This is a genomic window from Sphingopyxis sp. HIX, from assembly GCF_001468285.1.
Lineage (GTDB): Bacteria > Pseudomonadota > Alphaproteobacteria > Sphingomonadales > Sphingomonadaceae > Sphingopyxis.
In genome coordinates this window covers 1-25863 of sequence record NZ_LNSB01000040.1, presented here as the reverse complement: position 1 = coordinate 25863, position 25863 = coordinate 1, and the positions used below count along the sequence as shown (strand labels likewise).

Here is a 25863-nt window from a genome sequence, read left to right as displayed (position 1 = left end):
CGCTTCTAGAGCGAAAAGGGCGGGAACGGCAATCGCCGCACCCGCCCTTTGGGATCAGAAGTTGTAGAAGAGACTGAACACCGCCGAGCGCGAGTCGCCCGGGGTCGCCCAGCCACCGCTGACTGCGCCGCCACTGACGGTGCCGTTTGCGGCGGTGGTCGCCGCGGCGACATTGTTACGCACGCCGGTGTAATAATCCTCGTTCGTCAGGTTGGTGACGTTGAGCTGTGCCACCAGGCCGTTCTTGAAGTCATACGACACGAAGGCGCGGTGGATCAGATAGTCGTCGACCATGAACTGCGTCCGCTGCAGCAGGTTGCGCTGGTTGGTCGCAAACTTGCCCTGATAGGTCACGCCGTAACCGACCTGCAGCCCGAACGGGAAGACATAGGTGGTGAACAGGCTGCCCGAATGCTTCGGCGTCTGGATCAGCCGGTCGCCGCGCTGCGGATCCGGGATCGCGGCGCTGTTGGCGCAGGGGTTGGTGATCGCGGTCGCGGGCGGCGTCGGCAGGATCGGTCCCGGGTTGGCAAGGCAGAAGTCCGAAACGCTCTGCTTCACCGTGCTGTCGAGATAGGTGTAATTGGCGAAGATCGCCCATTCGGGGGTCACATTGCCGGTAATGCCGAGCGCAAGCCCGTCGACCCGCGATCGGCCGTCGAGGACCTGCAGCGAGTTGGGTGCGGCCGGGTCGTTCGACGGCGTGCGGAAGTTGGTGCGTTCGTTGCGGAACAGCGCGGCGGTCAAGAGCAGCTTCTTGTTCATCAGTTCGGCCTTGGCGCCGATTTCGAACGTCCGGGCTTTTTCCGGCGCAACGGCGCAGGGATCGGCCGCTCCGGGCGCCGCGGCGGGAAGGCCGCAGCCGGCGCGCACGGTGGCCGAGGTCGGCGTCTTGGCATTGCCATAGGCGGCATAGAGGCTGACATTCTCGACCGGGTGGAAGACCGCGCCGACGCGATAGGAGAAGAGATTTTCGTCGCTGATCTGTTCGGCGCCGCGGGTGTAGACCGCGCCCGTCGCGGGTGTGGTCACCGTGTCGGCGCGGAAGACCGTGCGGACGCTTTCGTAACGGACCCCGGCATTGATCTCGAACATCGGCGAGATTTCGAGCGTGTCGAAGGCATAGATGGCGAGGTTGCGCGTGTCGCCATAGCTGTTGCCGGTACGGATATAGTTGACCGGACCCGTATAGACGGTGTTCGGGTTCGACAGGCTGATCGGCGGCAGCACCGGGTTCGGCGTCGTGCCGTTCGGATTGCGCAGCAGCTGTGCGTTCTCGATCGAATAATCCTCCTGCGTCGCCGAGGCGCCGATGACGAGGGTGTTGAAGAAACCGCCCTTGGCGCCGCTCAGGATCGTCAGGTCGGTCTGGTTGTGGAGCAGATCGTTGATCTGGTCGCGCACCAGCCCGCGCGGACCCGCCGGATAATAGAAGCCGGGGGTATTCTGGCCAGCCGGGCAAGCGCTGCCTACGGTCGCGTTGGGCCCGCTGCCGATCGGCTGGAGGCCGTTGGCGAGGCAGAAGACGCCCTGCGGCGCGCTCGTCTGGCTATATTGATGCACGCGCTGCCAGCGGGTCAGGTTGCGGACCGACACCTTGTCGCTGAATTCATGACGGAAGGTCGCGGTCAGGCGATCGACCTTGGTCTTCTGTTCGTCGAGATTGACGATGCCGAAATAGTCGCTGTCGTCGACGCCCGGCAGCGGGCCGTCGTTGACGCCGCTGAGATAGAAGGGAACGCCATAGATTGGCGTGTTGTCGTCATCCTGATGGATATAGGCGAGCGTGAGGCTGGTGTCGCTGTCGACGCCGATCGTGATCGACGGCGCGACGCCCCAGCGCTGATAGGATTCGACGTCGCGGCCCGGCACGTCATTCTCGTGATACATCGCGTTGATGCGCACCGCGATCAGCTCGTTCAGGCGCCAGTTGCTATCGACCGCTGCGCGATAATAATTGTCGGTGCCGACCGCCGCCTGCACCGTCGTCGCGTTGCGCGCAAAGGGGATCTTGCTGACGAGGTTGATCGTGCCGCCGACGCTGCCCGATCCGTTGAAGACCGAGTTGGCGCCGTTGTAGACTTCGATCTGCTGCAGGTTGAAGGGGTCGGTGCGGCTGTACTGGGCGCTGTCGCGCACGCCGTCGACGGTCAGGTCGTTGTTCGCCGAATAGCCGCGCAGGTTGATCGAGTCGCCATAGCCGCCGCCGCCTTCGCCCGCGCCGAAGGTGATGCCGGGGATCGTCTGGAGCGCATCGCGCAGCGTGAGGAGGTTCTGCTGGCGCAGCGTTTCCTGCGAGATCACGGTGACCGTCTGCGGGGTGTCGACGATGGGCGCGGTCGACTTGGGCGATTCCACCTCGGTCGCGAGCGTGCCGGTGACGATGATCTCGCTACGGCCGCCGGGCGCATCCTGCGCGGCGTCGGCTTCGGCGGCAAACGCCGGCGCGCTGATCAGGCTTCCGACGCAGGAGAGCGCAAGGAAAGATGCGGACGTCGATGGTTTCACGGTAAACCCCCTTCTTTTTTGGTTTGTTCGAGGGCGCCGCTATTGAGAGTCGTTCTCAGTGTCAATGCATATTGATAATCATTCGCGATATTGTCGCATTTTTGTGGCGTTTTCGGGCGATATTGCGCGCTAGCGGCGCTCGAGCCACCAGGTCTGGCGCCAGCCGTAGCGGCTCGCGACCGCGAGTCCCGCGGCGTTGGTCGCGGGTTTGAAGCGGAAGCGCTGCTCGATCAGGCGGCAGGTCGTCGCGTCGAGCGCAGCGTCGCCGCTCGACCTGCGGACGCGGCAGCCGGTGACGCGCCCGCTCGCCTCGATCGTGAAGCGCACCTCGACCTCGCCGCCGACCCTGGCACGGCGTGCTTCACGCGGATAGTCGCGATCCTCAATCGTCCCGCTGCGCCATACGGGGCGGGTGCCGCCGCCGCTGCCGTTTCCCGATCCGCCCGCGCCGAGCCCGTCGCCGCGCCCGCCCGCGCCCGATCCCGGCCCCGCGACCGGCGCAGCGCCCGCCGAGGCCTCGCTGCCGCTATCGGGCTTCGGCGCAGCGACGACGGGCGGGGGGACCGGGGGAGGGAGCTTGGGCTCGGACGCGACGACCGGCGCGGCCTTGGCACGCCGATTGGCCTCCGACGCGGCGCCCGCAGCCTTGTCCGACGGCGTATCGGCAGGCACCGAGGCCGGCTCGGGGCGCTTTGGCGCGGGCAGGGAGACCGCGCTGATCGTTTCGCGGACGAACACCGGAATCTCAAGCCGCAGCCCCGCCACCAGGCCATAGAGGGTGAGCGCTGCCGCCAGCAGTGTCGCGGCGGCGGCGATCCCCCGCTGACGGCGCGGCAATCGTCCCGAATAGGCCATGGCATCCCTGTGCGCCGGACAAGCCCCGGCACCCAGAGCCTTAGCCCATAGTGCCTAACGCCGCGATGAACCGCGATCAGTGGCTGCCGTGCATGACCGCCGGGTTGTTCTTGCCGAACGGCGCCTGCGGCAGCACGACTTCGACATTCTGCATCATGCCTTGGTCCTCATGGTCGAGGATATGGCAGTGGAGCACATATTCGCCGATATAGCGCTGATAGCGCGTGCGGACCTTGACCGTATAGATGTCGCCCGGGGGCGCATCGCCCGGCGCCGCGAACAGGCTCTTGATCCACAGCGTATCCTTCCACACGCCGTGCAGCCCGGCATATTGGCCGTCGGTCGGATCGGGAATGTCCGCCTGCCCGGGCAGGCTGAGGTCGATCAGGCTGCCGTCGGGATTCTTGGCCTTGGGGTTGGTGATCGACACGATCTGGAACGGATTGACGTGGATGTGAAAGGGATGGCTGACGAAATGCGACTGCAGCGTCCATTCCTCGACCCCGCCGAGCGGTAGCTGGCGGTCGATGCGTGCCGGATCATAGGGCTTGGTGTCGGCGCTGTTCAGCGTGTTGCCGACCTCGAACTGCGTCGGGCCGCTGATGTCGATGCGAAAGGTCAGTTCCTGCGTCCCCGTCAGCTCGTCGTCCTCGACGGTCGGATGCGGCACGAACGGCGTGAATTTCATCTGGTCGGTCAGCGCGGCGACGACCGTGTCGCGGATATTGGGCGGCATCAGCGTCTTGGCGCGCTCGATCAGCCGGTCGCGGACATAGGCCTTGGGATTGTTGGTGAAGGGCGTGCCCTTCGCGACCTCGACATAGCCCATCAGCTTGCGGCCGAGCGCGTCGCGGTTGAGGCTGCCCGATTCGCTGTTGGGCATGTCGAGCACGCAATATTGCCCGGCCTCGGGAAAGGCCACGAGCGCGTCGAAACGATAACCCGGCTGGAACACGGTGCCGCGGCTCGGCTGCGCCTGCGCCATGGTCAGGCCGTCGGCGGCGATCAGTTGGATCGGCAAGCTGTCCTTGGCGCAGCTGCTTTCGATGAAGCGATCGACCTCGGCGGCGGTGGCGCCGAGCTTCAGCACCTTGTTGTCCAGCCGCTTGGCAAAGGTGAGCTTGATCGTATCGCGCACCCCGCCGTGGATCATCCGCCAGCGTTCGACGACGCCCTGCGTCGCGCGAAAGGTCGGCATGACGACGCCGTTGAACGAGGTGTAGCGCCCCGTCGCGCCCCAGCTGCCGGGTCCGAAATCGTCGATGTTGCGAATCTCGCCGACATCGCCGGGGTTGCACAGATAGGATCCGTCCTTGTTCTTCTGGATCGCCCCTGCCTTGTCGTAGCAGGCGTACTGGATCTGCTGCATCACCAGCACGCGTTCGGGCATGCCCTTCAGCAGCGTGTCGATGTCGCCATTGGCGGTCGGCGTGGGCATGCGCTCGCCGCGGATGATCAGCGCGCCGGCCATCCCGCTCGACACCTGCAGCGCGGTCGAGCCGTGGCGATGCGTGTGGTACCAGAAGGTCCCCGACGGATGGTCGCTCGGCACATTATATTCATATTGGAACGACACGCCGGGGTTGATCGACAGCAGCACATTGTCGCCATTGCCCGCCGGATTGACCCACAGCCCATGCGTGTGGAGGTTGGTGCCGTTGAAACAATGCGGGATGTTCATATTGGCCGGATGGCCGAGGCAGGTCGGGTCCGTCGGCAATTGATTGTCGAGGCTGATGCGCACGGTCTCGCCCGGCCGGATCTCGATCTCGGGCGACACGAGCGGCGTGTCGGGCAACATGCCCTTGCCGGTATAGCCGCGCAGCAGCACCTTGTCGTCGCGCCCGGTGTTCGGGTTGTAGAGCTTGCTCGCGATCATCTCGACCTTCAGGTCGAGCAGGCGGTTGTCGGTCGGGGTCGCGGGCGCCGCCTCGGCAGTGAGCATCAGCGACGGCGGCTTGCCTTCGGCCTCGAGCTCGGGCGGGTTGGCGATTTCGCGAACGGCGGTGTTTTGCAAGGCGGCGGCGGGCGTCGCCGCCAGCACGGCGGACACAGCAAGCACGGATACGGCAAGTCTCATCTTCCATCCCCCTCATGGATCGAGCAGGAGGGGATGATGAAGTAATCGCCGAACCTTGTCTATCCTGTCACCGTTACAAATGGAAAGGCGCCATCAAGTATTTTACAGAAATGCGTCGAGCTCGGCCAAGAAACGGTCAAATTGGTCGTGATGCAACCAATGCCCCGCATTATCGAATTCGATGACCTTGGCATTTTTGAAATGCTCCATGCGGCCGTCCTTTTCGGGGTTCGAGGCCCAGCTGTCGGCGCCATAGAGTAACAATGTCGGGCAGCTGATGTTCGCCCACAGCTTGTGCAGATCGTCCTGCGGCATGTCGAAGATCGTCCAGATGTTGAGATAATTGTCGAACTTCCAGCTCCAGCTCCCGTCCTCGTTGCGGTTGATGCCGTGAATCGTCAGGTGCCGCGCCTGCTCGGGGGTCAGATAGGCATTTTCCGCCGCCATGCGTGCCAGCGCGTCGTCGAGCGTTGCATAGCGCTTGGGCTGGCGCCCGGCGGCCTGACGCTTGTCCTCGATCCACTGGCGCATGCGCTCGTCGAACGGTGTCTTGCTGCGCTCCTCCTGCACCGCGGGTGAGGGGCCGAGGCCCTCGATCGACACCAGCTTCTTCACCTTGTCGGGGTAGAGCCCGGTGTAGCGGGTCGAGATATTGCCGCCCATCGAATGCGACACGATCGTCACCGGCGCGAGGTCGAGCTGGTGGATCAGCTGCGCGAGGTCGTAGACGAAGGCGCCCATTTCGTAATTGCCGTCGGGCGACCAGGCGCTGTCGCCATGGCCGCGCAGGTCGGGGGCGATGATATGATAGCGGTCGCGGAGTTTCTCGGCGACCCAGTCCCAGCTGCGGCAATGGTCGCGCCCGCCGTGCACCAGCAAGAGCGGGGGTGCGTCTTCATTGCCCCAGTCGGCATAGTGGAGCTTCAGCCGCTGCGAGATGAAGCTGTTCGAGGTGGGGCCGCTTGCCATCGTCTGATCCTTGCTGTCTTGTCGGGTTTCAAAAGGCCACCGATTCCATTCCGTCAACCCCATCCGGGCCGGAAAGGAGATAGCCGAATGGGGAGAAGATGATGACGAGTGCGTTTCGCGACAATCTGCTGGCGGGCAAGACGGCGTTCGTCGCCGGCGGCACCAGCGGCATCAACCTCGGCATCGCCAAGCGCTTCGCCGAGCTGGGCGCGAAGGTCGCGGTGGCCGGGCGCGATCCCGACAAAGCGCAGCGCGCCGCCGTCGACATCGGCCATGACGCGATCGGCCTGTCGGGCGATGTGCGCGACTATGCCGCGATTCGCGGGGTGATGGAGACGGTCGTCGACACATTCGGCCCGATGGACATCGTCATCTCGGGCGCCGCGGGCAATTTCCTCGCGCCGGTGCTCGGCATGTCGGCGAACGCCTTTCGTACCGTGGTCGATATCGACCTCAACGGGACCTTCAACGTCTTCCGTGGCTGCCATGACCTGCTGAACCGCCCCGGCGCGTCACTGATCGCGATCACCGCGGGGCAGGCGATCAACGCCTCGGCGCTGCAAGCGCACGCCTGCGCGGCGAAGGCGGGGATCAACCAGCTCATTCGCGTGCTCGCGCTCGAATGGGGTCCGGACGTGCGCGTCAACGGCATCTCGCCGGGGCCGATCGCGGGGACCGAGGGCATGGCGCGGCTCGCGCCCGATGCCGCGACGCGCCAGTCGCATTTCGACCGCATCGCGATGAAGCGATGGGGCGAGGTCGAGGAGGTCGCCGAATCGGCGGTGTTCCTGTGCAGCCCGGCGGCGGGCTATATCACCGGCACGATCCTCGACTGCGACGGCGGCAGCCAGATCGGCGACGCCTCGCGCGGCGATCTGTCGAAGGGTATGGCCTAGAGTCAAAAACGCCGCCAACCCGTTGGGGCGGCGGCGTTTTTAATGGTGGGCGTGGCAAGGATTGAACTTGCGACCCCTGCGATGTCAACACAGTGCTCTACCACTGAGCTACACGCCCATCCCTTGGGGTGACGCGCCCCCTATAGGCCCTCGCGCGGCTTGGCAAGCCCCTCGCGCGAAGATGCGGCCTTATTGTTGGTGCGACCGGTCGGCGCGGCCGAAAAGATTGTCGACCTCGCGCACCAGATCCTTGAGGTGAAAGGGCTTCGACAGCAGTTTCGCCTGCGGCACATTTTCCTCGGCGCGCAGCGAAACCGCGGCGAAACCGGTGATGAACATGACCTGCGTCTGCGGCGCGACCTTGGCGGTGTGCTGCGCGAGCTCGATCCCGTCCATTTCGGGCATGACAATGTCGGAGAGCAGCAGGTCGAAGGTGCCCGAATCGATCAGCGGCACGGCCTCGGTGCCGCGGTCGACCGCGGTGACGTGATAGCCCGCGCTGGTCAGCGCGCGCGCGAGATATTCGCGCATCACGTCATCGTCTTCCGCCAGCAATATGCGAATCATGCTAATCGTCGCCCCCATGGTCCCGCCGCCGTGCCTCTGGGCATCGGTGCTATAATCGAAACCGTCTCATAGCGCGACAAACTTAACAAATTTCGGCGGCGCTGGATTCCCCGACCGATTTTTGCCACGTCATGCCGATGCGCCGCCGACCCGACCTTCCCGCCGCCATCGCCGTCGAACGTCCGGCCTCCGGCGCGGCGCCGGTCGTGGTGTCGCTGGCGCACGCCGGGCGCATCTACCCGCCCGAGATTCTCGCCGCCGCGCGCGCGTCGCAGCCCGAGCTCGAAAGGCTCGAGGACGGCTGGTCCGACCTCATCGCATCGCGCGCGACCGAGGCGGGGGCGACCGTCGTCCACGCCTTGTGGGCGCGCGCGGTCGCCGACTGCAACCGCGGCGAGGGACAAATGGCCCCCGGCGAGGTTGCGCCGCAACTGCGCGCGCAATTTTCGGCGCCGGGGCGCAAGGAGCGCGCGGGGCTTGGCGTGATTCCCACACGCCTCGCCGATGTCGGGCCCTTGTGGAAGAAACCGCTCGACCGCGCGGCACTCGCCTGGCGGCTCGAATCGCTGCATCGCCCGTTCCATGCGGCACTGGCGGAGGCGCTGGAGGCCACTAGAGCCCGCTTCGGGCATGCGATTCTCGTCGATCTGCACAGCATGCCCTCGATTCCGGTGGGGCAGGCGGGGCATGGCGCGCAGATCGTCGTGGGGGATCGCTTCGGCGATACCGCCGACTCTTGGCTGGTCGATACCGTCGTCGGCTCGGCGGAACGCTTCGGCGTGCCCGTCTCGCGCAACCAGCCCTATGCCGGCGGGCATATCGTGCGCACCCACGGGCGCCCCGATCGCGGGGTGCAGGCGGTACAGGTCGAGATCGACCGCAGCCTTTACCTCCGCCGCGACCGCACGCCCGACGGCGACAAGCTGAAGCCGTTATCCGATTGGTTTTATGCGCTTTTGCAAGAAGTATCGACCGCCTGGCCGGGCGCCGCGGCGCTGCCGCAGGCTGCCGAATAAAAAACCACCTCGTACCGAAGTACGAGGTGGCCAGGGTCCAGGGAGGACGCGCCCGCACCTTTCGGTGGGACACTGCGCCGCGATGGAAAGGGGGAAAACCATAGCGGCGTGACACCAATCTAGGTGTTCTGCCCGCAGGTTACAAGGGGTGTTGATATCAAAAGAAACTGGTCGGGGAGAGAGGATTCGAACCTCCGGCCCCTGCCTCCCGAAGACAGTGCTCTACCAGGCTGAGCTACTCCCCGACCGATCTTGGCGAACGGCCTTATGGGCCGCCGCGAAGGCAGAGCGGTCCCCTAGACGCGCATCTTGCGAACTTCAAGCGCCAATCGGCATAGTCGCGAACATTGCTCGCGGGAGGGTCAGAACCCATTGCTGGCGCATTCGAGGTTTGAGTCAATTTTGGTCAGGGCGAGGAAGCGAGGCGCAGGTATATGAGCATATTCCAAGGCTCGCTGACGCGGCCATGGACAAAATTGGCCAAATCCCAAGGGACGTCGAAATGGCTTCGATCTCGCCTCCGCGCGGCCTTGCAGATGGAACCACCATCCGCGGCGGCCACGCGAAGGCGATATCTTCGCCATTTCGACGCCTCGAATGCGCCAGCAATGGGTTCTGACCCTCTAAAGCAATCCGGCACGCCAGAAGCTGAAATGGCCTTCCATCGTAAAGATCATATGGTCCGACAGGGCGATGCCGAGCGGCGACAGGAAGCGTGCGCATTCGCGCGTCGTCGCGATGTCGGCGTCGCTGGGGCGCGCGATTTCCGAGGGATGGTTGTGCGCGAGCAGAATCTGTGCGGGCCGCGCGCCGAGCGCCGCGCGCCAGATATGCGGCGGGACGACGCAGCGGCCACTGCGGTCGCCCTCGGCATGTTCGATGCACAGCAACCGGTCGAAGGTGTCGAAGCCCGCGACCAGCAGCATTTCGTCCTCGGTTGGGAAGAGCGGGCGCAGCAGCAGGCGCGCGAGTTCCTCCTCGTCGCCGCGCGGGACGAAGCCGGGCGGCGCCGGCGTCGCGCCGGGCGTTTCGATGGGGTCATAGCGGGTCATGGCGCGCCTTCATGCGCCGCCGCGTCGCAAAGCCAAAGCGGGGATTGCCCCGCAATGGAGGATCGCCCGCGGCGCTTGCCGCGTCGTCGCAGCAAGCCTAGCAATGGGGCAAAGCCGGGAGCGAATCTTGCCTGAGTCCATCCATTATGAACTGCAATATCTCGACCTGATGCGACGGATCTGGGTCGAGGGCGACGAGCGCGTCGACCGCACCGGCGTCGGCACGCGCTCGCTGTTCGGCGAGACGATGCGCTTTTCGCTGAAGGACGATGCGATCCCGCTGCTCACCACCAAGCGCGTCTATTGGAAGACCGCGCTGCGCGAGCTTCTGTGGTTCCTGACCGGCGATACCAATATCCGCGCGCTGGTGGCGCAGGGCGTGAAGATCTGGACCGACTGGCCGCTCGAAAAATATCGCAAGGCGAGCGGCGAGGATATCAGCGCCGAGGATTTCGAGGCGCGAATCATCGCCGACGCCGATTTCGCGGCAAAATGGGGCGACCTCGGCCCGGTCTATGGCCACCAGTGGGTCAACTGGCCGCGCTACGAGCCGGCAGGCGAGGGGCTTTTCCGCCGTTCGGAGCAGGGCCACAACCAGATCGCGGTGCTGATCGACTCGCTCAAGACCAACCCCGGCTCGCGGCGCCATATCTTCACCGGCTGGAACGTCGCCGACCTCGACCGCATGGCGCTGCCGCCGTGCCACATGACCTATCAATTCCACGTCCGCAGCGACGGCGGCCTCTCGTGCCTGCTCTTCCAGCGCTCGTGCGATTTGGGGCTCGGTTTCGCCTTCAACATCTTCGAGGCGGCGCTGCTCACGCGGATGATCGCCGACCAGACGGGGCTGCACGCGCACGAGGTCGTGTGGACCGGCGGCGACGTACATCTCTACCTCAACCACGCCGAGCTGGTCGAACAGCAGCTGCGCCGCGTTCCCGAGGGCGCGCCCAGACTGCGCATCCTTCGCCGGGCCTCGAGCATTTTCGACTATCGGTTCGAGGATTTCGCGGTCGAGGATTATGCCCCGCAGGCGCATATTTCCGCGCCCGTCGCGGTGTGAGCGCCGCCGTTGCATTCCCATGGCGACCGAAATAATATGTCGCCACGTTGAAATATAACTAGGCGCATCGATTCGCGCCTTCGAAGGACGAGGATATGTCTGACACGCCCGGGCGCCCGGCGAGCAACCTGCCGCCGCTGTCGCTCCATATTCCCGAGCCGCGCTACCGCCCCGGCGACACCCCCGACTTCGGCGACATCGTCGTGCCCGAGGTCGGCGAGACCCCGCGACCGAGCGAGGACAGCAAGCCCGACGCGATGCGCAACCTGTGCTACGGCCTCGTGCGCGTCCTCGATTTCGACGGCGTCGCGACGGGACCGTGGGACCCGAAGCTGACCCCCGAGCGGCTTCGCACGATGCTGCGCTACATGATGCTCACCCGCGCGTTCGACGATCGCATGTTCCGTGCCCAGCGGCAGGGCAAGACCAGCTTCTACATGAAATGCACCGGCGAGGAGGCGACCTCGATCGCCTCGACGATGGCGATCGACCGCGCCGACATGTGTTTCCCCAGCTATCGCCAGCAGGGCATTTTGATCGCGCGCGACTATCCGCTGATCCAGATGATGAACCAGATCTATTCGAACCGCGGCGACCATCTGCTCGGCCGCCAGCTGCCGATCATGTATTCGGCGCCCGAACATGGCTTCTTCAGCGTGTCGGGCAATCTCGCGACGCAATATCCGCAGGCGGTGGGCTGGGCGATGGCCTCGGCCTCGAAGGGCGACAGCCGCATCGCGACCGTATGGTGCGGCGAGGGCTCGTCGGCCGAGGGCGACTTCCATTCGGCGCTGACCTTCGCGACTGTCTATAATGCCCCGGTTATCTTCAACGTCGTCAACAACCAGTGGGCGATCTCGAGCTTCTCGGGCTTCGCCGGCGGCGAGCGCACGACCTTTGCGGCGCGTGCGGTGGGTTACGGCATCGCCGGCCTGCGCATCGACGGCAACGATCCGCTCGCGGTCTATGCGGCGACGCTATGGGCCGCCGATCGTGCGCGGACCAACAACGGCCCGACCTTGATCGAGCATTTCACCTATCGCAGCGAGGGCCACAGCACCTCCGACGATCCGAGCGCCTATCGCCCCGCCGACGAGGCGACGGCCTGGCCCTTCGGCGATCCGATTGCACGGCTCAAGCAGCATCTGATCGCGCTCGGCGAATGGGACGAGGAGCGCCACGAGGCGCAGCGCACCGAACTCGACGATCTGGTCAAGACGACCCAGAAGCAATCGGAAAAGCTCGGTATTTTGGGCCATGGCATGCACCAGCCCTTCGAGACGATGTTTCAGGATGTGTTCGAGGAGATGCCTTGGCACCTCAAGGAACAATCCGCGCAGATGCTCGCCGAGCAAGAGGCCAAGTTCGGCCCCAATTGGAAGCCCGAATGATGCCAGAATCGTCTAGCGCCGACACCAAAACCATGAACATGATCGAGGCGATCAACAGCGCCATGGACGTCATGCTCGAACGCGACCCCAACACCGTAGTGATGGGCGAGGACGTCGGCTTTTTCGGCGGCGTGTTCCGCGCGACTGCGGGGCTGCAGAAGAAGCATGGCAAGACGCGCGTCTTCGACACGCCGATCAACGAATGCGGCATCATCGGCGTTGCGGTCGGAATGGGCGCCTATGGCCTGCGCCCGGTCCCCGAAATCCAGTTCGCCGATTATATCTATCCGGGGCTCGACCAGCTCGTCAGCGAAGCGGCGCGGCTGCGCTATCGTTCGGCGAACGACTATATCTGCCCGATGACGGTGCGCACGCCCTTCGGCGGCGGCATCTTCGGCGGCCAGACGCACAGCCAGTCGCCCGAGAGCATCATGACCCACATCTGCGGCGTGAAGACGGTGATCCCGTCGAACCCCTATGATGCCAAGGGCCTGCTGATCGCGGCGATCGAGGACAATGATCCGGTCGTCTTCCTCGAACCCAAGCGCATCTACAACGGCCCGTTCAGCGGCTATTACGACCGCCCTGTCGAGCCCTGGTCGAAGCATGACGCGAGCGCCGTGCCCGAGGGCTATTACCGCATCGACCTCGGCAAGGCCGCGACGGTGCGCGAAGGCGAAGCGCTGACGATCCTCGCTTATGGCACGATGGTGCATGTCACCAGGACGATCGTGGAGGAAATGGGCATCGATGCCGAGATCATCGACCTGCGGACGCTGCTGCCGCTTGACATCGACGCCATCGAGGCGTCGGTGAAAAAGACCGGCCGCTGCCTGGTGATTCACGAGGCGACACGCACCTCGGGCTTCGGCGCCGAACTCGCCGCGCTCGTCCAAGAACGCTGTTTTTACCATCTCGAGGCGCCGGTCGAACGCGTCACCGGCTTCGACACGCCCTATCCGCACAGCCTCGAATGGGCCTATTTCCCTGGCCCAGTGCGCATCGCGACCGCGCTCACCAAGATTTTGAAGGACTGACGTCATGGCCCGCTATTCATTCCGTCTGCCCGACATCGGCGAAGGCATCGCCGAGGCCGAAATCGTCGCCTGGCATGTGAAGATCGGCGAGCGCGTCGAGGAAGACGCGCAGCTCGCCGACATGATGACCGACAAGGCGACCGTCGAAATGGAATCGCCCGTGTCGGGGATCGTCGTCGAATTGGCGGGCGAGGTCGGCGACCTGATCCCGATCGGCTCGACGCTGGCGGTGATCGAGACCGATGGTGACGGAGACGGAGACGTCGAAGCGCCGCCCACGGATACGCCGGTCGAGGAAGAAATCGTCGCAGAAACGCCGGGCGCCGAAGAAGCGTCGGTCGCCGAAGTCGCTGCGCCTGCACCCGTTGCGGCGCCTGCGCCTACGCCGGCCCCGGTGGCCGCGCCCGCGCCCGCGCACGACCGCCAGGTCCTCGCATCGCCTGCGGTCCGCGCGCGCGCCAAGGACCTCGGCGTCGACCTCGGGCAGGTCCAAGCCGAAGGCGACCGCATCCGCCATTCGGATCTGGACGCGTTCCTCCGCTACAGCGGCGGGCAGGGCTATCACGCCCCCGGCGCCAGCCGCGCGCGCGCCGACGAGCCGATCAAAGTCATCGGCATGCGCCGCAAGATTGCCGAGAATATGGCGGCGTCGAAGCGCGCGATCCCGCATTTCACCTATGTCGAGGAAATGGACGTCACCGCGCTCGAGGATATGCGCGCCGACCTCAACGCCAACCGCGGCGGCCGGCCCAAGCTGACGATGCTGCCGTTCCTGATCGTCGCGATCTGCCGTACGATCCCTGAGTTCCCGATGATCAACGCGCGCTACGATGACGAGGGCGGCGTGGTCACGCGTTATGGCGCGGTGCACCTCGGCATGGCGACGCAGACCGATGCGGGGCTTATGGTCCCGGTGATCCGCGACGCGCAGGACAAGAATGTCTGGCAACTCGCGAGCGAGATCAGCCGCTTGGCCGAGGCTGCCCGTACCGGCAAGGCGAAGGTCGAGGAACTCACCGGCGGCACCTTGACCGTCACCTCGCTCGGCCCGCTCGGCGGCATCGCGACGACGCCGGTGATCAACCGGCCCGAGGTCGCGATCATCGGTCCGAACAAGATCGTCGAGCGGCCCGTGTTCGACGGCGACGAGATTCGCCGCGCCAAGCTGATGAACCTGTCGATCAGCTGCGACCACCGCGTCGTCGATGGCTGGGATGCGGCGAGCTATGTGCAGGCGCTCAAGAAGCTGATCGAAACGCCGGTTTTGCTGTTCGCGGACTAAGATTAATCCTCCCTGCCGCGAAGCGGTGGGGAGGGGGACCGCCCGAAGGGTGGTGGAGGGGCTAGAAACGTTGCGTTCTTTGCCCCTCCGTCAGCGCTCCGCGCTGCCACCTCCCCATGGCTTCGCCACGGGGAGGATTATTCTTAAAGCCCCAGCCCCTGAAAACTCGTCTGGTCGAACTTCAGCTTGAAGGTCACATAGGCGCCCGACCGCGAATAACGGCTGTCTTCGAAATCGCGGTCGTGGAACCCTGAGAAATTATAGCCGAGCGTCACATTGGCGTTCTTCATTGGTGCCAGCGTGATGGTCGGCCCGCCCGCCCAGCTCACCGTGTCGCCGCCGGTGCCCACGCGCACCGTGCCCGATGCCCCGACATCGACATGCTCGCCGAGGTTGAAGCGGAAGTCGGCGCCGAGCAGGTTCGACCAGCCCTTGACGTCGTCCGCCCCGAACTTGTCGAAATTATAGCGCGTGCCCCAGAAGAAACCGACTTCGGCGCGTTCGTACCACATGCGGTCGTCGCTGCGGCGATCGCCCAATTCGCGATTGCCCATCGGGGTCCAGTTCACCGAGAGGCTATTGAGCGCGCGGCGGCTCGTCGCGTCGCCATCGATCGTCAGCGCACCGCCGCCGATCGGGCCCGGCTGGCCGGCGATCGCACCCTGCACCTTGTCTGAGCGGAACTCGGTCTTGTTGAGCCACGACACGCGCGATTCGGCGGGACGGTGCGCCCAGCTCATCTCGAAGCTCATCACCTCGGTCGTCGGCGTCGTGCCGCTGCCGCTCGCCTTGGCGTAGGTAAAGAGCGCCCCGAGCGCGCGGCCTTCGCCGAGCTGGCGGAGACCGCCGAGCGTCAGGCCATAACGATTGGCGAGCTCGCCATCGCGATATTCGGCGCGCCCGGTCAGCGTCCAGCGTTCGGTGCGGTACGTCGCGCCGCTACTGATCGCGACGAAATCCTCGGTCAGCGTGCCGTTGCCGCCGAGGAAACCGCCCGAGGCGACCGGCTGGTCGGGGTCCAGCACATCGCCGGCGCGGATGCCGCCGAGGGTGCGATTGCCGTCGACCGACAGATCGACGGTCAGCTTCTTGCCGAGCCGCAGCGATTGCGACAGGCCGTAAGCGGCAAAGCTGCGCGGGCCATATTCGCCGATATCCTGCCGGTTCGCGGTCGCGAGCAGGCGCGCGCCGGCCCAGGGCGCGAGGTCGAAGCCGAGCCGCGCGGTGCGCGCCTCGATGCTGTCGCCGTCGGCGATCTCGTAGCTGCCCACCAGATTGACGTCGCGGGTGATCGCGAAGCGCGCGCCGAGGCGGTGGCGGGTCGGGAAATCGACGCTCGCATCCTTGCCGCCCAATGCGAATTCGGTTTGCGCGTCGAGTTCGAGGCGCTTTTCGAACAGGCGCTGCGTCGCACCGAACTGGACGATGTTCGAGCTGTTGCGCGTGCCGTCCGAGAGCCGGTCGTCGGCGTGGGTGATGCCGGCGCGCGCGACGGTGGTGCCATTGTCATATTCGACCAAAGCGCGCGCGGCGCGGCGGCGCGAGCCGACGTCGAGATAATCTTCCTGCCAGGCGCTGCCGATCAGCGACAGCGTCCGCGTCGCGTGGAGGCGTGCATCGACCCCGAACTTGCGCGTGCCGTCCTCGCCGCGGTTGAGCTGGCCGGCGCCGAAGCCGGTTTCGCGTTCGCGGACATAGGCGAGCACGTCGACCGTGCGGCTGTGATGCTCGGCCTCGACCAGCCAAGCGGTCGCGCGGCCCGCGGCGGCAACCGCGCTGCCACCCTTCGCTGACGCATCGCTCACCGCCAGTTCGGCGCGGATCTCGGTGTCGACATTCGGGCGATAGCGCGCATCGACGCCCCCGAGGTTGGTCTTCGCGTCGCTGTCCTCGTCGTGGATGAAGGTCGCGCCGACGCGGAGCTTCTCGTCGTCCGACTGGTAGCTCACGCGCCCGCCGGCGTTGAGCACGCGCTCGCCGATGCCGTCGACCTCATATTCGGCGACGATGAATTGCGGATCGAGCCCCGACGAGCGGCTGAGCACCGGCTCGCGGAAGCGCAGGGTGCCGGCGAAATAGTCGATGTCGTAATCGATATGGCGCGTCAGGCTGCGCGTCTCGACGATCCGCTCGCTGTGCAGCCGGTCGCGCGTCTCGATGACGATGCGCTCGCTGTTGGGGAGAATGTCTTTGGCGCCGAGCTGATACGGGCCGGTCAGGCCGTTGCCCTGGATCTCGTCGCGGCGGAAGCGGTAGGGCGTGTCGGCGGCGAAGGCGGTCGCGGCGACGTTCGGCCCGCGATATTCGGCCTTGCCGCCGTTCAGCGCGCGCTGGTAGCGGGCGAGCTGCGGTTCCGAAATCCCGGTCTCGAAATCGCCGAACATCGCGTAGAATTGCGGGCGTTCGAGGCGGAGATAGAGCTTGCGCACCGATGCGGCGTCGTAGCGCGTCTCGTTGCGGTCGGCGTAGATGGTGTAATAGGCGCGCGGGTCGATCACGCCGCCGAAACGGGTGTCGTCCTTGTCCTTGTCGCTGTCATAAGCGAGCGTCATCAGCCATTTGCCGCGCACCCGGCCCTTGGCGTAGAGCGCGAGGCGCGCGTCGCCGTTCAGATCGTCGAGCGTCTCGGCGACCGGCTCCATGCGATCGTCGAGCGTGTTGTAGCCGATCGTGCCCGCGGCGAAGCCGACGACGGTCCACGGGCGATTGCCCGGATCGAGCCAGGCCTCGATCGTCTGGTTGCGCGTCACCTTATCGTCGCGGAAGGCGAAATCGATCGTCAGCGTACCCGACGCGGTGGTCGGCTCGAGCTCGATATAGGCGATGCCGTCGTCGCCATCGATCTTCCACACCGGCCGCGCGCGTTCGAGGCCCGACAGTTGGCGCGCCTGCTGCGCGTCGGCTTCGACCGCCGGGTAATAGGGCGCGGGGACGCTGAAATCGCCGGTCAGGCCGCTGCGAATGGGTTTGCCGTCGCGATCGGTCAGGCGGACTGCGAGCACCGGGCGGGTGACGCCGTCGGCGATCAGCACCGATTTCTCGCGAATCAGCGTCGCGCGCATCGGGGTGATCGAATAATGGACGCCCCGCTCGAGCGTTTCGACCGTAACGCCGTTGGCGTCCTTGACCGTCGCGACGAGGCGGTTCTCGCCCTCGCGGATCTCGATGCCGCGCCAGATGCTCACCGCGACCTGGCCGTCGCCCGACTTGCGCGCGCCTTCGTAAGCGAGCGGATCGACGGGCTTGCCGTTGATCGTCAGCGTGACGGTCTGGCCCGGCGCGTGCTTGATCGCGGCGCGAACGGCCTTGGCGCGCGGGTTGTGGTCGGGGGCGGGGAACAGCCAGGCGATGCCGGGGCCTTCGCCCGCCAGCCAGTCGCGGTTGGCGCCCGCCGCATCGGGGTCGCTGAGCACGACCGGCGCGTCGATCGCCTTGACGTCTGGCGCGGCGCGCGGGTCGCTGGCGACGGCGCGGAAATCGGCGCGCTTCAGCGAACCGCCGCGGCCTTGCACGAAGCGCGAGATCGGGCTTCCCGCGCTCGCCGTCGAGCGCGCGCAGTCGATCGGCGCGCGGTCGAGCGGCAGCGTCGACGGGTCGATCTGCACGACATGCAGGCCGGGGCGCACGCCCTCGAAATGATAGCGGCCGTCGATGTCGGTGACGGCATAGCTGCCGTCCTGGAGCATCACGCGCACGCCGCCGAGCCCTTCGGCCTTGCCCGGATTGACGCCGCAGCCGCCGTCGGTGATCCGCCCGATGATCGTCATCCGGTCGCCGAGTTGGTCGCGCTTGATCGATACGGTGGCTTCGGAGACGTTCGACGTCGCGCCGCGATCGTCGGTCGCGGTGGCGCGATTGAGCGCATTTCCGGGCTGCGCCGAGACGATGACTTCGGCGAGATAGGTGAGCAAGACACGCTGTCCGGGTGCAATCGCGGGCAGGGTGACGCTGAACTCGCGGCCGTTTTCGGCCACGACGGGGTCGATGCGCACGCCATTGGCGCGCACGGTGTCGAGGCGCAGGCGCATGCCCTTGGGAAGCACATCGCGCACGGTCACCACGCCGCTGGCGCGCCGCGAATCGCGGTTCGACACCTCGATCCGGTACTGGATGACGTCGCCAGGCACCGCGACCTGCGTCGAGGTGGTCTTGCGCAGGATCAGTTCGCCCCCCGGCTGGTCGACCGGGATGTCGATCCGCACCGGCGCCGGGTCGTTCAAGGTGAACGCCGCGCCGTAACTCGCGGTCGTGATCGTATAGGGCAGGCCGTCGTCGGGCCTCCGGAAACCGGCCAGCGCCGAAGGATCGGCGGTCGATGGCGCGGTGAACGGCGTGGGCGGCTCGACTATCAGACGATAGGTGCCGGGCGCCACGAAGGGGAAACGATAGTCCCCGGGCGGGAAATTATAGACGGTGCCGCCGCTGTCGGTGACGCTCTGCCCGGTGATCACGCTCGACGGATAGGTCGAGACGCCGTCGTCGCCGAACACTTGGGCGGGCTGGCCGGTCGCGGCGTCGATGATCGTCACGCGGCTGCCCGCGACAGGCGCGCCGTCGCCGCTGTCGAAGACGATGCCGAAGGGATCGACGAGGAAGCTGATCTCGGCCGTGGCGACGAGGTCGGCATTGTCGGCATCGGTGACGCGCATCGTGACCGTCGATCCCGGCGCGACCGACAGGCGGCAATCGCCGGCCACGAGCGGCGGCGGAATCCCGATCGTGTTGATAATCCCGACGAATTCGCCGCTGTTCGCCGCGGTTTCGGACAAAGTGATACGCTCGCGATCGCCATTTTCTAGCTCGAGCGTCACGTCGAGCGTGTCGCGAGCAGAGGGATCTGCGTTGGCGCTGGCGAGCGTGACGCCCACCACGAGGACTTCGCCGGCGTGGAAGCGCCCCGTGGGCTGCAGCGAGGCGGGATCGGTCGGAAGCGAGGCGAAAACGCCGCTCGGTTCGATCAGGCTGGGGCCATCGGTGCCCTGGCAGCGTGTCGGGACGACCGGCGCGGACACCGAGCCGAGATTGTTGGTCAGCCGATAGGTGCGGATGCCCGGCCGCTCGGGGGGCAGGGGCGTCACGGTCACGTCGACGCGGTTCGACAGCGTCTGCGCGCTGGAACCGCTCGCGGTCCATTCGGCCGTCGCGGTATTGGAAATAACCTGGGCGTGCGCGGTCGTCGCGGGCAGCGCGGCTGCCGCGACCAATGTGGCCGCAAATGCCAGATATTTCGAGAAAAAGGCCATGGGCGCTCGGGCAAGGGGGGAGCGCCGCCGGAATGACCCGGCGTCGCTGCCCTTGCCCTGTTCCGCGATCAGTTGACGGTGGCGCGGAAGACCAGCGTGCGCGTCGCGCCCGCAGCCACCGTGGCGATCGTCCCCGACACGACGGGCGCGGCATAGCTGCCCCCCGCCGAGCCATCGGCGTTGCACGTACCGCCGGTGACCGTCCCGTTGAGCAGGATCGTGCTCGGCGTGAACAGCAACTGGGTCGGCACGCTATCGCTGATCGACACGCTCGTCGCATCGGCGCTGCCCGTATTGGCCACCGCGATGCAATATTCGACCGTCGCGCCCGGGATCATCTTGGGATTCGAGGTCAGGTTGAACGGGTCGGAGATCACGCGGCTGGTCTTGGTGACCGTCAGCGTCGCCGTCTGCACCGTATAATCGTCGGCGGCGCTGTGCGCGGCGTCGCGATTGGCGTCGTTGACGCCGATGCCGTCGGCAAAGACGGTGTCCTTGGCCGCCGTATTGGCGCCCGCGGTCTGCGTGACCGCCGCGCCCTGGCTGCCCGCCGTGCCGCCTTCACGCGCCGTCGCGCGCAGCTGCACCCCCGCGACCGAGCCGTTGGCGAGGCCGGTGGGGATGTCGGCGAGCACGAAGATCCGCGCCGTCGCATCGGCCGCCAGTTCGTCGACATAGGTGACGAGGGCGTCGCCCACGTCCCAGCTGCCGACCGTCCCGGTCGTCGGATTGTCGCGATAGACGCGGATATTGGTCGCGTTGAAGCTGTCGGTGCCGCCATGCGCCGCGGTGCCGCCCGTGATCTGGGTGGCCGCGAGCAGGAAGTCGAGCCCTTCGTTCGACGTGTTGGTGACCTGGAAGGTGGTCACGGCATTGGTCTGCCCCGGGACGACGTTGGTCGTCACGGTGCCGACTTCTTCGACGAGCAGGTTGATCTTGCGGTCGACCACGAAGGTGTCCGACGCGCTTTGCTGAACCTGGCTCACGCCCCCGACCTGGAAATCGACGGTGGCGGTATTCGTAATCGAGCTGCCCGCGGTCGTGCCGGCGGCGAGCGCCGGCGCGGAGGCGAAAGTAGCAATCGCCGCCAGACCCAAGGTGCCCATGTTCGTCAGCTTGGTCATCAGCTGAACTCCTAGGCTTTGGTTGGTCGCCATTCCCCACCGCCGGCGACCCTCAGGCGGCTCTTATTATGAGGTTATTTGACTATTCCCCGGAACATCAGCTTGCCCGTTCCGCCCGCCGGGATCGGCTTCTGGAACGCCCAGCGGACATGGGTGACGTCGGCGGGCTGCGCCGCGCGCGACGACCCGTCGCTCATCCGCACGGTCATTTCGGGAAGCAGACCCCACGTCTTGCCTCCGTCGACCGAAACGAACGGGCGCGTGTCCCCGGCGTCGGCAAAGCTGACCGCCGCGGGCATCGGATTGGTGATGACGAACTTGTCCGCCGGCTGCGCGCTCGCGTTGCGATAGTTGAGCACGAAGACGAGCTTGTCGCCGGGAACGACGACCTTGGGCTCCTCGAGCAGCACGCGCTGCTTGCCGCTGGCGTCGGTCGAGACGCGTTCGACGAACACATTGTTGTCGAGCGCGACCTGATTGGCCGCCAGAGCCTGGCCGGGCAAGATCGCCGCGGCTAATGCTATGAAAAACAGGCGCATAATCTGCTCCATCAGTCGATAGTGGTCCGGAAAGTGACGGTGCGGGTCTGGCCGCCGGCGACGGTGCCGAGCGCGACGTTGATCCGCGTTCCATTGAAGTCGCCGGCGTCGGTGTCGGCCGCGTCGGTCTGGGCGGTGCCGCCCAGCGTGATCGAACCCGCTACATAGCTGGTGTCGGCGGGGATATTGTCGGTGATCGCGAGGCTGTTCACCGACCCACTGCCCGCGACGGTGGCGACGATCGTGTAGGTGATCGTCGCGCCCGGAACGGGTTCGCTGCCGCCGAAGGGATCGACGACGACCGCCGATTTGACGAGCGAAACGGTCGCGGCCGAGACCACGAACGCGCCTTGGTCCTGCCCGTCGGCGCCGGTCGAGCCGACGACTGCGTCGCCGCCACCTTCGCCCTGGCCCGTGAAGCTCGTGCCCGGCGCGCCGGTGCCCGTCCGCGATGCCGCGACCAGGCTCACCGTGCCGCGATCGCCGTCGGCGACGCCGCCCGGCGTCGTCGAAAGCACGAAAATCGTGACGCTTTCGTCGGGATCGAGGACCGGGTCGTTCGCGCCCGGGGTGTAGAGCGTGTCGGTGTTGGCGTCGAAAACGCCGTCGCCATTGTCGATGTAGATCTGCGTGACCGCCGGGTCATAATCGTCGCCGCCGCCGTTCGCGACGGTCGAGAGCGCAAAGCTTTCCTCGCCATTGCCGTTGTTGGTGACCGAAAAGGTCAAGAGCTGCGCGGTCGCGCCCGGCGTCGTCGGGACGTCGGCGGGGTCGCTCGAATCGACGGTGACGTCGAGCAGCTCGTCGACGCGCAGGTCGACCTGGTTCGAATCGACCGTCTGTGTGCCGCCGCCGCTGTCGTAGCTGGCGCTGGCGGTGTTGCTGATGGTCGAGCCCGCGCGCGTTCCGGCGGCCTGGGCCTGCATGGGCAGGGCCAGCGCGAACGCGAGGGCAAGGGAAGAAATGGCAGGGATGCGGTACTGATGCATCGCGCCCCCCACAGGCGCTTTCATCATGAGTTTTGACTCCGATTGGCTGGTCCGTGACCCGTCAATCGCCGAAAAAGAGAAATTTCTGGTTAAGACGCTGGTGACCATGGGCGATTCTGATCCAGAACCGGACAGAAGCGGCGCGTGGCACTCCGGTTGCGCACCGTCTGGCGCCCCGCCGCAAGCTCGCGTAAGACGGGAAAATCAACAGGGGAGACCGGCGGCGTGGCGGAGAAGAAGGGGGACAAGGACGCGCAGGCGCGCCTCAATCCCCTCGCGCAGATCGAGATCGACGATTTCCGCCGCGACCGGCTGCTCGCGGCGCTGACGCTCATCATCGGCGCGGCCTTCTGCCTCGCTTTTCCCTTCGCGCTGAAGGCCGGCGCCGAATTCTTCCTGCCGCTGACCGCCGCGATCGTCATCGCGATCGCGCTGGTGCCCTTGCTCGAATGGCTCGAGCGGCGCGGCGTGCCGTCGGCGCTGGCGTCCTTTCTGTCGCTCTCGGCCTTCCTGATGCTTGCCAATGCCGCGCTCGCGATCATCGTCGTGCCCGCGACGGGCTGGTTCGCGCGGCTTCCCGAATCGATCCCGCGGATCCAGAGCAATCTCGCGCCGCTGATCGATTTCTATTCGACGCTGCAGAAATTCGTCGATCGTACGCTGATGTCGGTCGCCAGCGGCACCGAAGCCACCGCACAGGCGGTCGCGGCGCAGGCGCCCTCGTCGGTGATCGATTATTTTATCTCCGCCGCGCCCGCGGCTGCGATCCAGCTCTTCTTCGCGGTGCTGGTGATCTTCTTCTTCCTCGCGGGCTGGACGCGGCTGCGTCGCGGCACGATTCGCCGCCGCGGCAGCTTCGACGGCGCGATGCAGACTGCGCGCGTGATCCAGAATGTCGTCGACGCGACCGCCGACTATCTCGCGACGATCACGATGATCAACGCGATCCTCGGCCTGCTCGTCTCGCTGCTGCTCTGGGCGCTCGGCATGCCGTCGCCCTTCATGTGGGGCGGGATCGTCTCCTTGTGCAATTTCGTGCCCTATCTGGGGCCGATCGTCGCCGCGACGCTGCTGGGGCTCGGCGGGCTGATGACCTTCGATGCGGTGGGACTCGCGCTGCTCCCCGCGCTGATCTTCATCGCGGTGCACACGATCGAGGCGAATCTGGTGACCCCGCTGGTGCTCGGGCGGCGGCTGACGGTCAATCCGCTGCTGATTCTCGTGTCGCTGAGCTTCTGGGGCTGGGTGTGGGGGGCGCCGGGGGCATTGCTCGCGGTGCCCTTGCTGCTGATCCTCCAGACCGTGCTGCAGTCGACCGGAACCCCGGATCTCGCGGGTTTCCTGTTCGAGCACGGCACGCTGACGACCACCGACGAGGTGCGCGATCGATTAAATCGCACCCACCCCGAAAGCGACGGTTGACAGGGTGGAGCGCGGCGCATATTGGCGCTGCTCCCAAGCACACGCGGGTGTAGCTCAGTTGGTTAGAGTGCCGGCCTGTCACGCCGGAGGTCGCGGGTTCGAGCCCCGTCACTCGCGCCATTCCTTGGTCCTTCGGGACGGAATGGCCACCGCAGCTTGGGACGCTTTTCAGCAAGCAAACTGTGGATTGGCGCGGCTTTTCAGCCGCGCCACCGCCCCAGCTCCATCCAGCGCAGCAGCGGCTTCAGCGGCAGGATCCAGACGATCCCCGCGATGACGTAGAACACCGCCTGCACCAGCACCGGCCATTCGCCGACCCATGGCGACAGGCTGGCAACCAGCCCCGCCCAGACGATGATCAGCAGGACGATCAGCAAAATGCCGGCGGGCTTGCGCCAACTGGGCTGCGGGTCGGTCACAATCTCTCTCCGGTCACGATAAATTCCTGTTCGGTCAGCACCGCGTCGAGCGGCATGTCGGTGGCTTCCAGCGGCATGGCATCGACTTCCTGCACCGACCAGCCGATTCCGATGCGCAGGGCATCGGGATGCGCGGCGAACCAGCGGTCGTAATGGCCGCCACCCTGGCCGATGCGCCCGCCGCGGCGGTCGAAGCCGACGAGCGGGCAGAAGAGCAGCGTAGGAACCGCCGATTCGGCGTCGTCGGCAGGCTGGCGGCTGCTCCACGGCCCATTGACGAGCGCATCGCCGGGGTTCCAGCGGCGAAAGCCCATCGTCTCGATACGGCCCTCATGATGGGGCAGGGCGAGTTTGCCCGTCGCGGCATGGTCGCCCAGCATCTGCAGGATATCGGGCTCGTCGCCCCAGGCGGAATAGGCGCCGATCACCGGCTGAATGTCGAGCAACTCGGCGAGCGGCGCGGGAATGGCGCGAAACGCGGCAAAGCGCGTGAATTCGTCGAGGTTCGACGCGAAATGGCGCCGGCGAAAGCGCAACCTCTCGCGCAATTGCTGTTTCTGGCCGGACATGTCGGTCATCGCCTCGTCTCGGCCTTCTCGTCTCGGCGTTCGTCAGCGGGGTTGGCGGGCCCACCGTGGGTCGTTTTCCGGAAAATCCTCTGACGCCAGTAACGTCAGGTGGGGACCATGTACGTCGGACCAGGGTCCGGGCAGGGACAGCCCCCTTGGATGATGTATCGCCTCAGGGATATTCGCAGCGGCTCGTGCCGGGCAGTACCCGCCATCCCCTATGTAGGGGTGCGGCCCCGCTTCCTCAAGGGATTTGCTCGACCTTCGCCGCCAGTTCCTCGATCCGGTCGGCGATCTGGCCGAGCGCGCGGCCGTGATCGGGGCCCGCCGGTGCGGGCACGACGGGGGCGCCTTGGCGCAGTTTCTCGATCTCGGCGCTGAGCGCCGCTTCGCGGTCGGCCGCCTGCTTCACCTGGTCGAGCGCCGCCGATTCGCGCGACACCGCCGCGCGCAATTCGTCGCGCGCCGCGGCCTCGCGGCTCTCGGCGAGCGCCACCGCGGCGCGCAGCGCGTCGAGCTGCGGCTCGGCATTGCCCGCCTTGTTCTGCGCTTCCTGCGTCTCGTCGGCCAGCATCAGCGCCGCGAACAGCAATTGCCGCACCTCGGTGCCGCCCTGGATGCCGCGCGCCTTGGCATCGACGATGCCCGCGAGCTGCAGCAGTTGCGCTTCCTGCCCGTCGGCGCAATGCACGTCATAGGGGCGCCCGGCGATGGTGAGTTTGACGTCAGCCACGCTCGGCCTCCGCGATCAGCCGGTCGAGCTCGCCGATCACCGCGGCGACTTCGGCCTTCAGGGCGGACTGGTCGGCGGGGGGCAGGGCGGTGGCCGTAACGGCGGGAGC

Annotated in this window: 20 protein-coding genes and 3 tRNA genes; 8 read left to right on the top strand and 15 right to left on the bottom strand. The window is 66.3% G+C overall.

What is annotated here, in order from left to right; genetic code table 11:
• Positions 1-54: 54 nt before the first annotated feature.
• The 4 genes from ATE62_RS17430 to ATE62_RS17415 form a co-directional block, all read right to left on the bottom strand.
• Positions 55-2508 carry a TonB-dependent receptor gene (locus tag ATE62_RS17430; protein ID WP_058808916.1) on the bottom strand — a complete coding sequence of 818 codons (2454 nt, stop codon included), beginning with the start codon at positions 2506-2508 and terminating at the stop codon, positions 55-57.
• A 129-nt stretch (positions 2509-2637) separates the two neighbouring features.
• The gene (locus tag ATE62_RS17425; RefSeq protein ID WP_058808917.1) at positions 2638-3363 is read right to left on the bottom strand and encodes an energy transducer TonB; all 726 of its coding nucleotides are present in this window, start codon (positions 3361-3363) and stop codon (positions 2638-2640) included.
• Positions 3364-3439: 76 nt separating this feature from the next.
• Positions 3440-5416 (bottom strand): multicopper oxidase family protein, encoded by a 1977-nt coding sequence (locus ATE62_RS17420; protein ID WP_231736307.1) that lies wholly within the window; start codon positions 5414-5416, stop codon positions 3440-3442.
• 129 nt (positions 5417-5545) lie between these two features.
• Positions 5546-6412, bottom strand: coding sequence for an alpha/beta fold hydrolase (locus ATE62_RS17415; protein WP_058808919.1), 867 nt, complete (start codon positions 6410-6412; stop codon positions 5546-5548).
• 98 nt (positions 6413-6510) lie between these two features.
• Here ATE62_RS17415 and ATE62_RS17410 point away from each other — a divergent pair, with 98 nt between their 5' ends.
• Positions 6511-7308: an SDR family oxidoreductase gene (locus ATE62_RS17410; RefSeq protein ID WP_443028871.1), complete on the top strand. Its 798-nt coding sequence runs from the start codon at positions 6511-6513 to the stop codon at positions 7306-7308.
• 43 nt (positions 7309-7351) lie between these two features.
• Here ATE62_RS17410 and ATE62_RS17405 read toward each other — a convergent pair.
• Both ATE62_RS17405 and cpdR read right to left on the bottom strand, forming a co-directional pair.
• Positions 7352-7426 (bottom strand) — tRNA-Val (locus ATE62_RS17405).
• Positions 7427-7497: 71 nt separating this feature from the next.
• Positions 7498-7875 carry a cell cycle two-component system response regulator CpdR gene (cpdR, locus tag ATE62_RS17400; RefSeq protein WP_058808920.1) on the bottom strand — a complete coding sequence of 126 codons (378 nt, stop codon included), beginning with the start codon at positions 7873-7875 and terminating at the stop codon, positions 7498-7500.
• Positions 7876-8012: 137 nt separating this feature from the next.
• Here cpdR and ATE62_RS17395 point away from each other — a divergent pair, with 137 nt between their 5' ends.
• Positions 8013-8891 (top strand): N-formylglutamate amidohydrolase, encoded by an 879-nt coding sequence (locus ATE62_RS17395; RefSeq protein WP_082662882.1) that lies wholly within the window; start codon positions 8013-8015, stop codon positions 8889-8891.
• A gap of 168 nt (positions 8892-9059) precedes the next feature.
• Here ATE62_RS17395 and ATE62_RS17390 read toward each other — a convergent pair.
• Both ATE62_RS17390 and ATE62_RS17385 read right to left on the bottom strand, forming a co-directional pair.
• Positions 9060-9136, bottom strand: a tRNA-Pro gene (locus ATE62_RS17390).
• A gap of 378 nt (positions 9137-9514) precedes the next feature.
• Entirely contained in the window at positions 9515-9943 is a 429-nt protein-coding gene (locus ATE62_RS17385) for a JAB domain-containing protein (RefSeq protein ID WP_058808921.1), read from the bottom strand.
• Positions 9944-10046: 103 nt separating this feature from the next.
• Between ATE62_RS17385 and thyA the strand changes: the two genes are divergently transcribed.
• The 4 genes from thyA (at position 10047) to ATE62_RS17365 (ending at position 14716) form a co-directional block, all read left to right on the top strand.
• Positions 10047-11006, top strand: coding sequence for a thymidylate synthase (thyA, locus tag ATE62_RS17380; RefSeq protein ID WP_058808922.1), 960 nt, complete (start codon positions 10047-10049; stop codon positions 11004-11006).
• Between the two features lie 95 nt (positions 11007-11101).
• Positions 11102-12397: a 3-methyl-2-oxobutanoate dehydrogenase (2-methylpropanoyl-transferring) subunit alpha gene (locus tag ATE62_RS17375; RefSeq protein WP_058808923.1), complete on the top strand. Its 1296-nt coding sequence runs from the start codon at positions 11102-11104 to the stop codon at positions 12395-12397.
• Between the two features lie 32 nt (positions 12398-12429).
• The gene (locus tag ATE62_RS17370; RefSeq protein WP_058808924.1) at positions 12430-13434 is read left to right on the top strand and encodes an alpha-ketoacid dehydrogenase subunit beta; all 1005 of its coding nucleotides are present in this window, start codon (positions 12430-12432) and stop codon (positions 13432-13434) included.
• A 4-nt stretch (positions 13435-13438) separates the two neighbouring features.
• Entirely contained in the window at positions 13439-14716 is a 1278-nt protein-coding gene (locus tag ATE62_RS17365) for a dihydrolipoamide acetyltransferase family protein (protein WP_058808925.1), read from the top strand.
• Positions 14717-14859: 143 nt separating this feature from the next.
• On the opposite strand, the gene ATE62_RS17360 is transcribed toward ATE62_RS17365, so the two are convergent.
• From ATE62_RS17360 to ATE62_RS17345, 4 genes are all read right to left on the bottom strand, one after another.
• Positions 14860-19959, bottom strand: a complete 5100-nt coding sequence (locus tag ATE62_RS17360) for a DUF11 domain-containing protein (protein WP_058808926.1) — start codon at positions 19957-19959, stop codon at positions 14860-14862.
• A gap of 68 nt (positions 19960-20027) precedes the next feature.
• Positions 20028-21083 (bottom strand): DUF11 domain-containing protein, encoded by a 1056-nt coding sequence (locus ATE62_RS17355; protein WP_231736306.1) that lies wholly within the window; start codon positions 21081-21083, stop codon positions 20028-20030.
• Between the two features lie 74 nt (positions 21084-21157).
• Positions 21158-21622, bottom strand: coding sequence for a hypothetical protein (locus ATE62_RS17350; RefSeq protein WP_156420590.1), 465 nt, complete (start codon positions 21620-21622; stop codon positions 21158-21160).
• 11 nt (positions 21623-21633) lie between these two features.
• On the bottom strand, positions 21634-22548 hold the full coding sequence (locus tag ATE62_RS17345; protein WP_231736305.1) for a DUF11 domain-containing protein: 915 nt from the start codon (positions 22546-22548) through the stop codon (positions 21634-21636).
• A gap of 288 nt (positions 22549-22836) precedes the next feature.
• Between ATE62_RS17345 and ATE62_RS17340 the strand changes: the two genes are divergently transcribed.
• Both ATE62_RS17340 and ATE62_RS17335 read left to right on the top strand, forming a co-directional pair.
• Entirely contained in the window at positions 22837-24033 is a 1197-nt protein-coding gene (locus ATE62_RS17340) for an AI-2E family transporter (RefSeq protein WP_058808929.1), read from the top strand.
• Between the two features lie 43 nt (positions 24034-24076).
• Positions 24077-24153: transfer RNA gene (locus ATE62_RS17335), tRNA-Asp, on the top strand.
• An 80-nt stretch (positions 24154-24233) separates the two neighbouring features.
• Here ATE62_RS17335 and ATE62_RS17330 read toward each other — a convergent pair.
• The 3 genes from ATE62_RS17330 to ATE62_RS17320 all read right to left on the bottom strand — a co-directional run bounded on the left by ATE62_RS17330 (position 24234) and on the right by ATE62_RS17320 (position 25754).
• Complete coding sequence (locus ATE62_RS17330; RefSeq protein WP_058808930.1) at positions 24234-24452, bottom strand: DUF2842 domain-containing protein; 219 nt, start codon at positions 24450-24452, stop codon at positions 24234-24236.
• Positions 24449-25030, bottom strand: coding sequence for a 5-formyltetrahydrofolate cyclo-ligase (locus ATE62_RS17325; RefSeq protein WP_058808931.1), 582 nt, complete (start codon positions 25028-25030; stop codon positions 24449-24451). The genes ATE62_RS17330 and ATE62_RS17325 overlap by 4 nt, the downstream gene beginning before the upstream one ends.
• Before the next feature lie 235 nt (positions 25031-25265).
• Positions 25266-25754, bottom strand: coding sequence for a cell division protein ZapA (locus ATE62_RS17320; RefSeq protein WP_058808932.1), 489 nt, complete (start codon positions 25752-25754; stop codon positions 25266-25268).
• Between the last annotated feature and the right edge of the window lie 109 nt (positions 25755-25863).

What these genes read in the sequence shown, in the direction of transcription:
- ATE62_RS17410 (WP_443028871.1), top strand. Translation starts at nt 6,511, where the DNA reads ATGATGACGAGTGCGTTTCGCGACAATCTGCTGGCGGGCAAGACGGCG.
- ATE62_RS17425 (WP_058808917.1), bottom strand. Translation starts at nt 3,363, where the DNA reads ATGGCCTATTCGGGACGATTGCCGCGCCGTCAGCGGGGGATCGCCGCC.
- ATE62_RS17415 (WP_058808919.1), bottom strand. Translation starts at nt 6,412, where the DNA reads ATGGCAAGCGGCCCCACCTCGAACAGCTTCATCTCGCAGCGGCTGAAG.
- cpdR (WP_058808920.1), bottom strand. Translation starts at nt 7,875, where the DNA reads ATGATTCGCATATTGCTGGCGGAAGACGATGACGTGATGCGCGAATAT.
- ATE62_RS17385 (WP_058808921.1), bottom strand. Translation starts at nt 9,943, where the DNA reads ATGACCCGCTATGACCCCATCGAAACGCCCGGCGCGACGCCGGCGCCG.
- ATE62_RS17360 (WP_058808926.1), bottom strand. Translation starts at nt 19,959, where the DNA reads ATGGCCTTTTTCTCGAAATATCTGGCATTTGCGGCCACATTGGTCGCG.
- ATE62_RS17350 (WP_156420590.1), bottom strand. Translation starts at nt 21,622, where the DNA reads ATGCGCCTGTTTTTCATAGCATTAGCCGCGGCGATCTTGCCCGGCCAG.
- ATE62_RS17355 (WP_231736306.1), bottom strand. Translation starts at nt 21,083, where the DNA reads ATGACCAAGCTGACGAACATGGGCACCTTGGGTCTGGCGGCGATTGCT.
- ATE62_RS17345 (WP_231736305.1), bottom strand. Translation starts at nt 22,548, where the DNA reads ATGCAGGCCCAGGCCGCCGGAACGCGCGCGGGCTCGACCATCAGCAAC.
- ATE62_RS17395 (WP_082662882.1), top strand. Translation starts at nt 8,013, where the DNA reads ATGCGCCGCCGACCCGACCTTCCCGCCGCCATCGCCGTCGAACGTCCG.
- thyA (WP_058808922.1), top strand. Translation starts at nt 10,047, where the DNA reads ATGGGGCAAAGCCGGGAGCGAATCTTGCCTGAGTCCATCCATTATGAA.
- ATE62_RS17365 (WP_058808925.1), top strand. Translation starts at nt 13,439, where the DNA reads ATGGCCCGCTATTCATTCCGTCTGCCCGACATCGGCGAAGGCATCGCC.
- ATE62_RS17325 (WP_058808931.1), bottom strand. Translation starts at nt 25,030, where the DNA reads ATGACCGACATGTCCGGCCAGAAACAGCAATTGCGCGAGAGGTTGCGC.
- ATE62_RS17375 (WP_058808923.1), top strand. Translation starts at nt 11,102, where the DNA reads ATGTCTGACACGCCCGGGCGCCCGGCGAGCAACCTGCCGCCGCTGTCG.
- ATE62_RS17370 (WP_058808924.1), top strand. Translation starts at nt 12,430, where the DNA reads ATGAACATGATCGAGGCGATCAACAGCGCCATGGACGTCATGCTCGAA.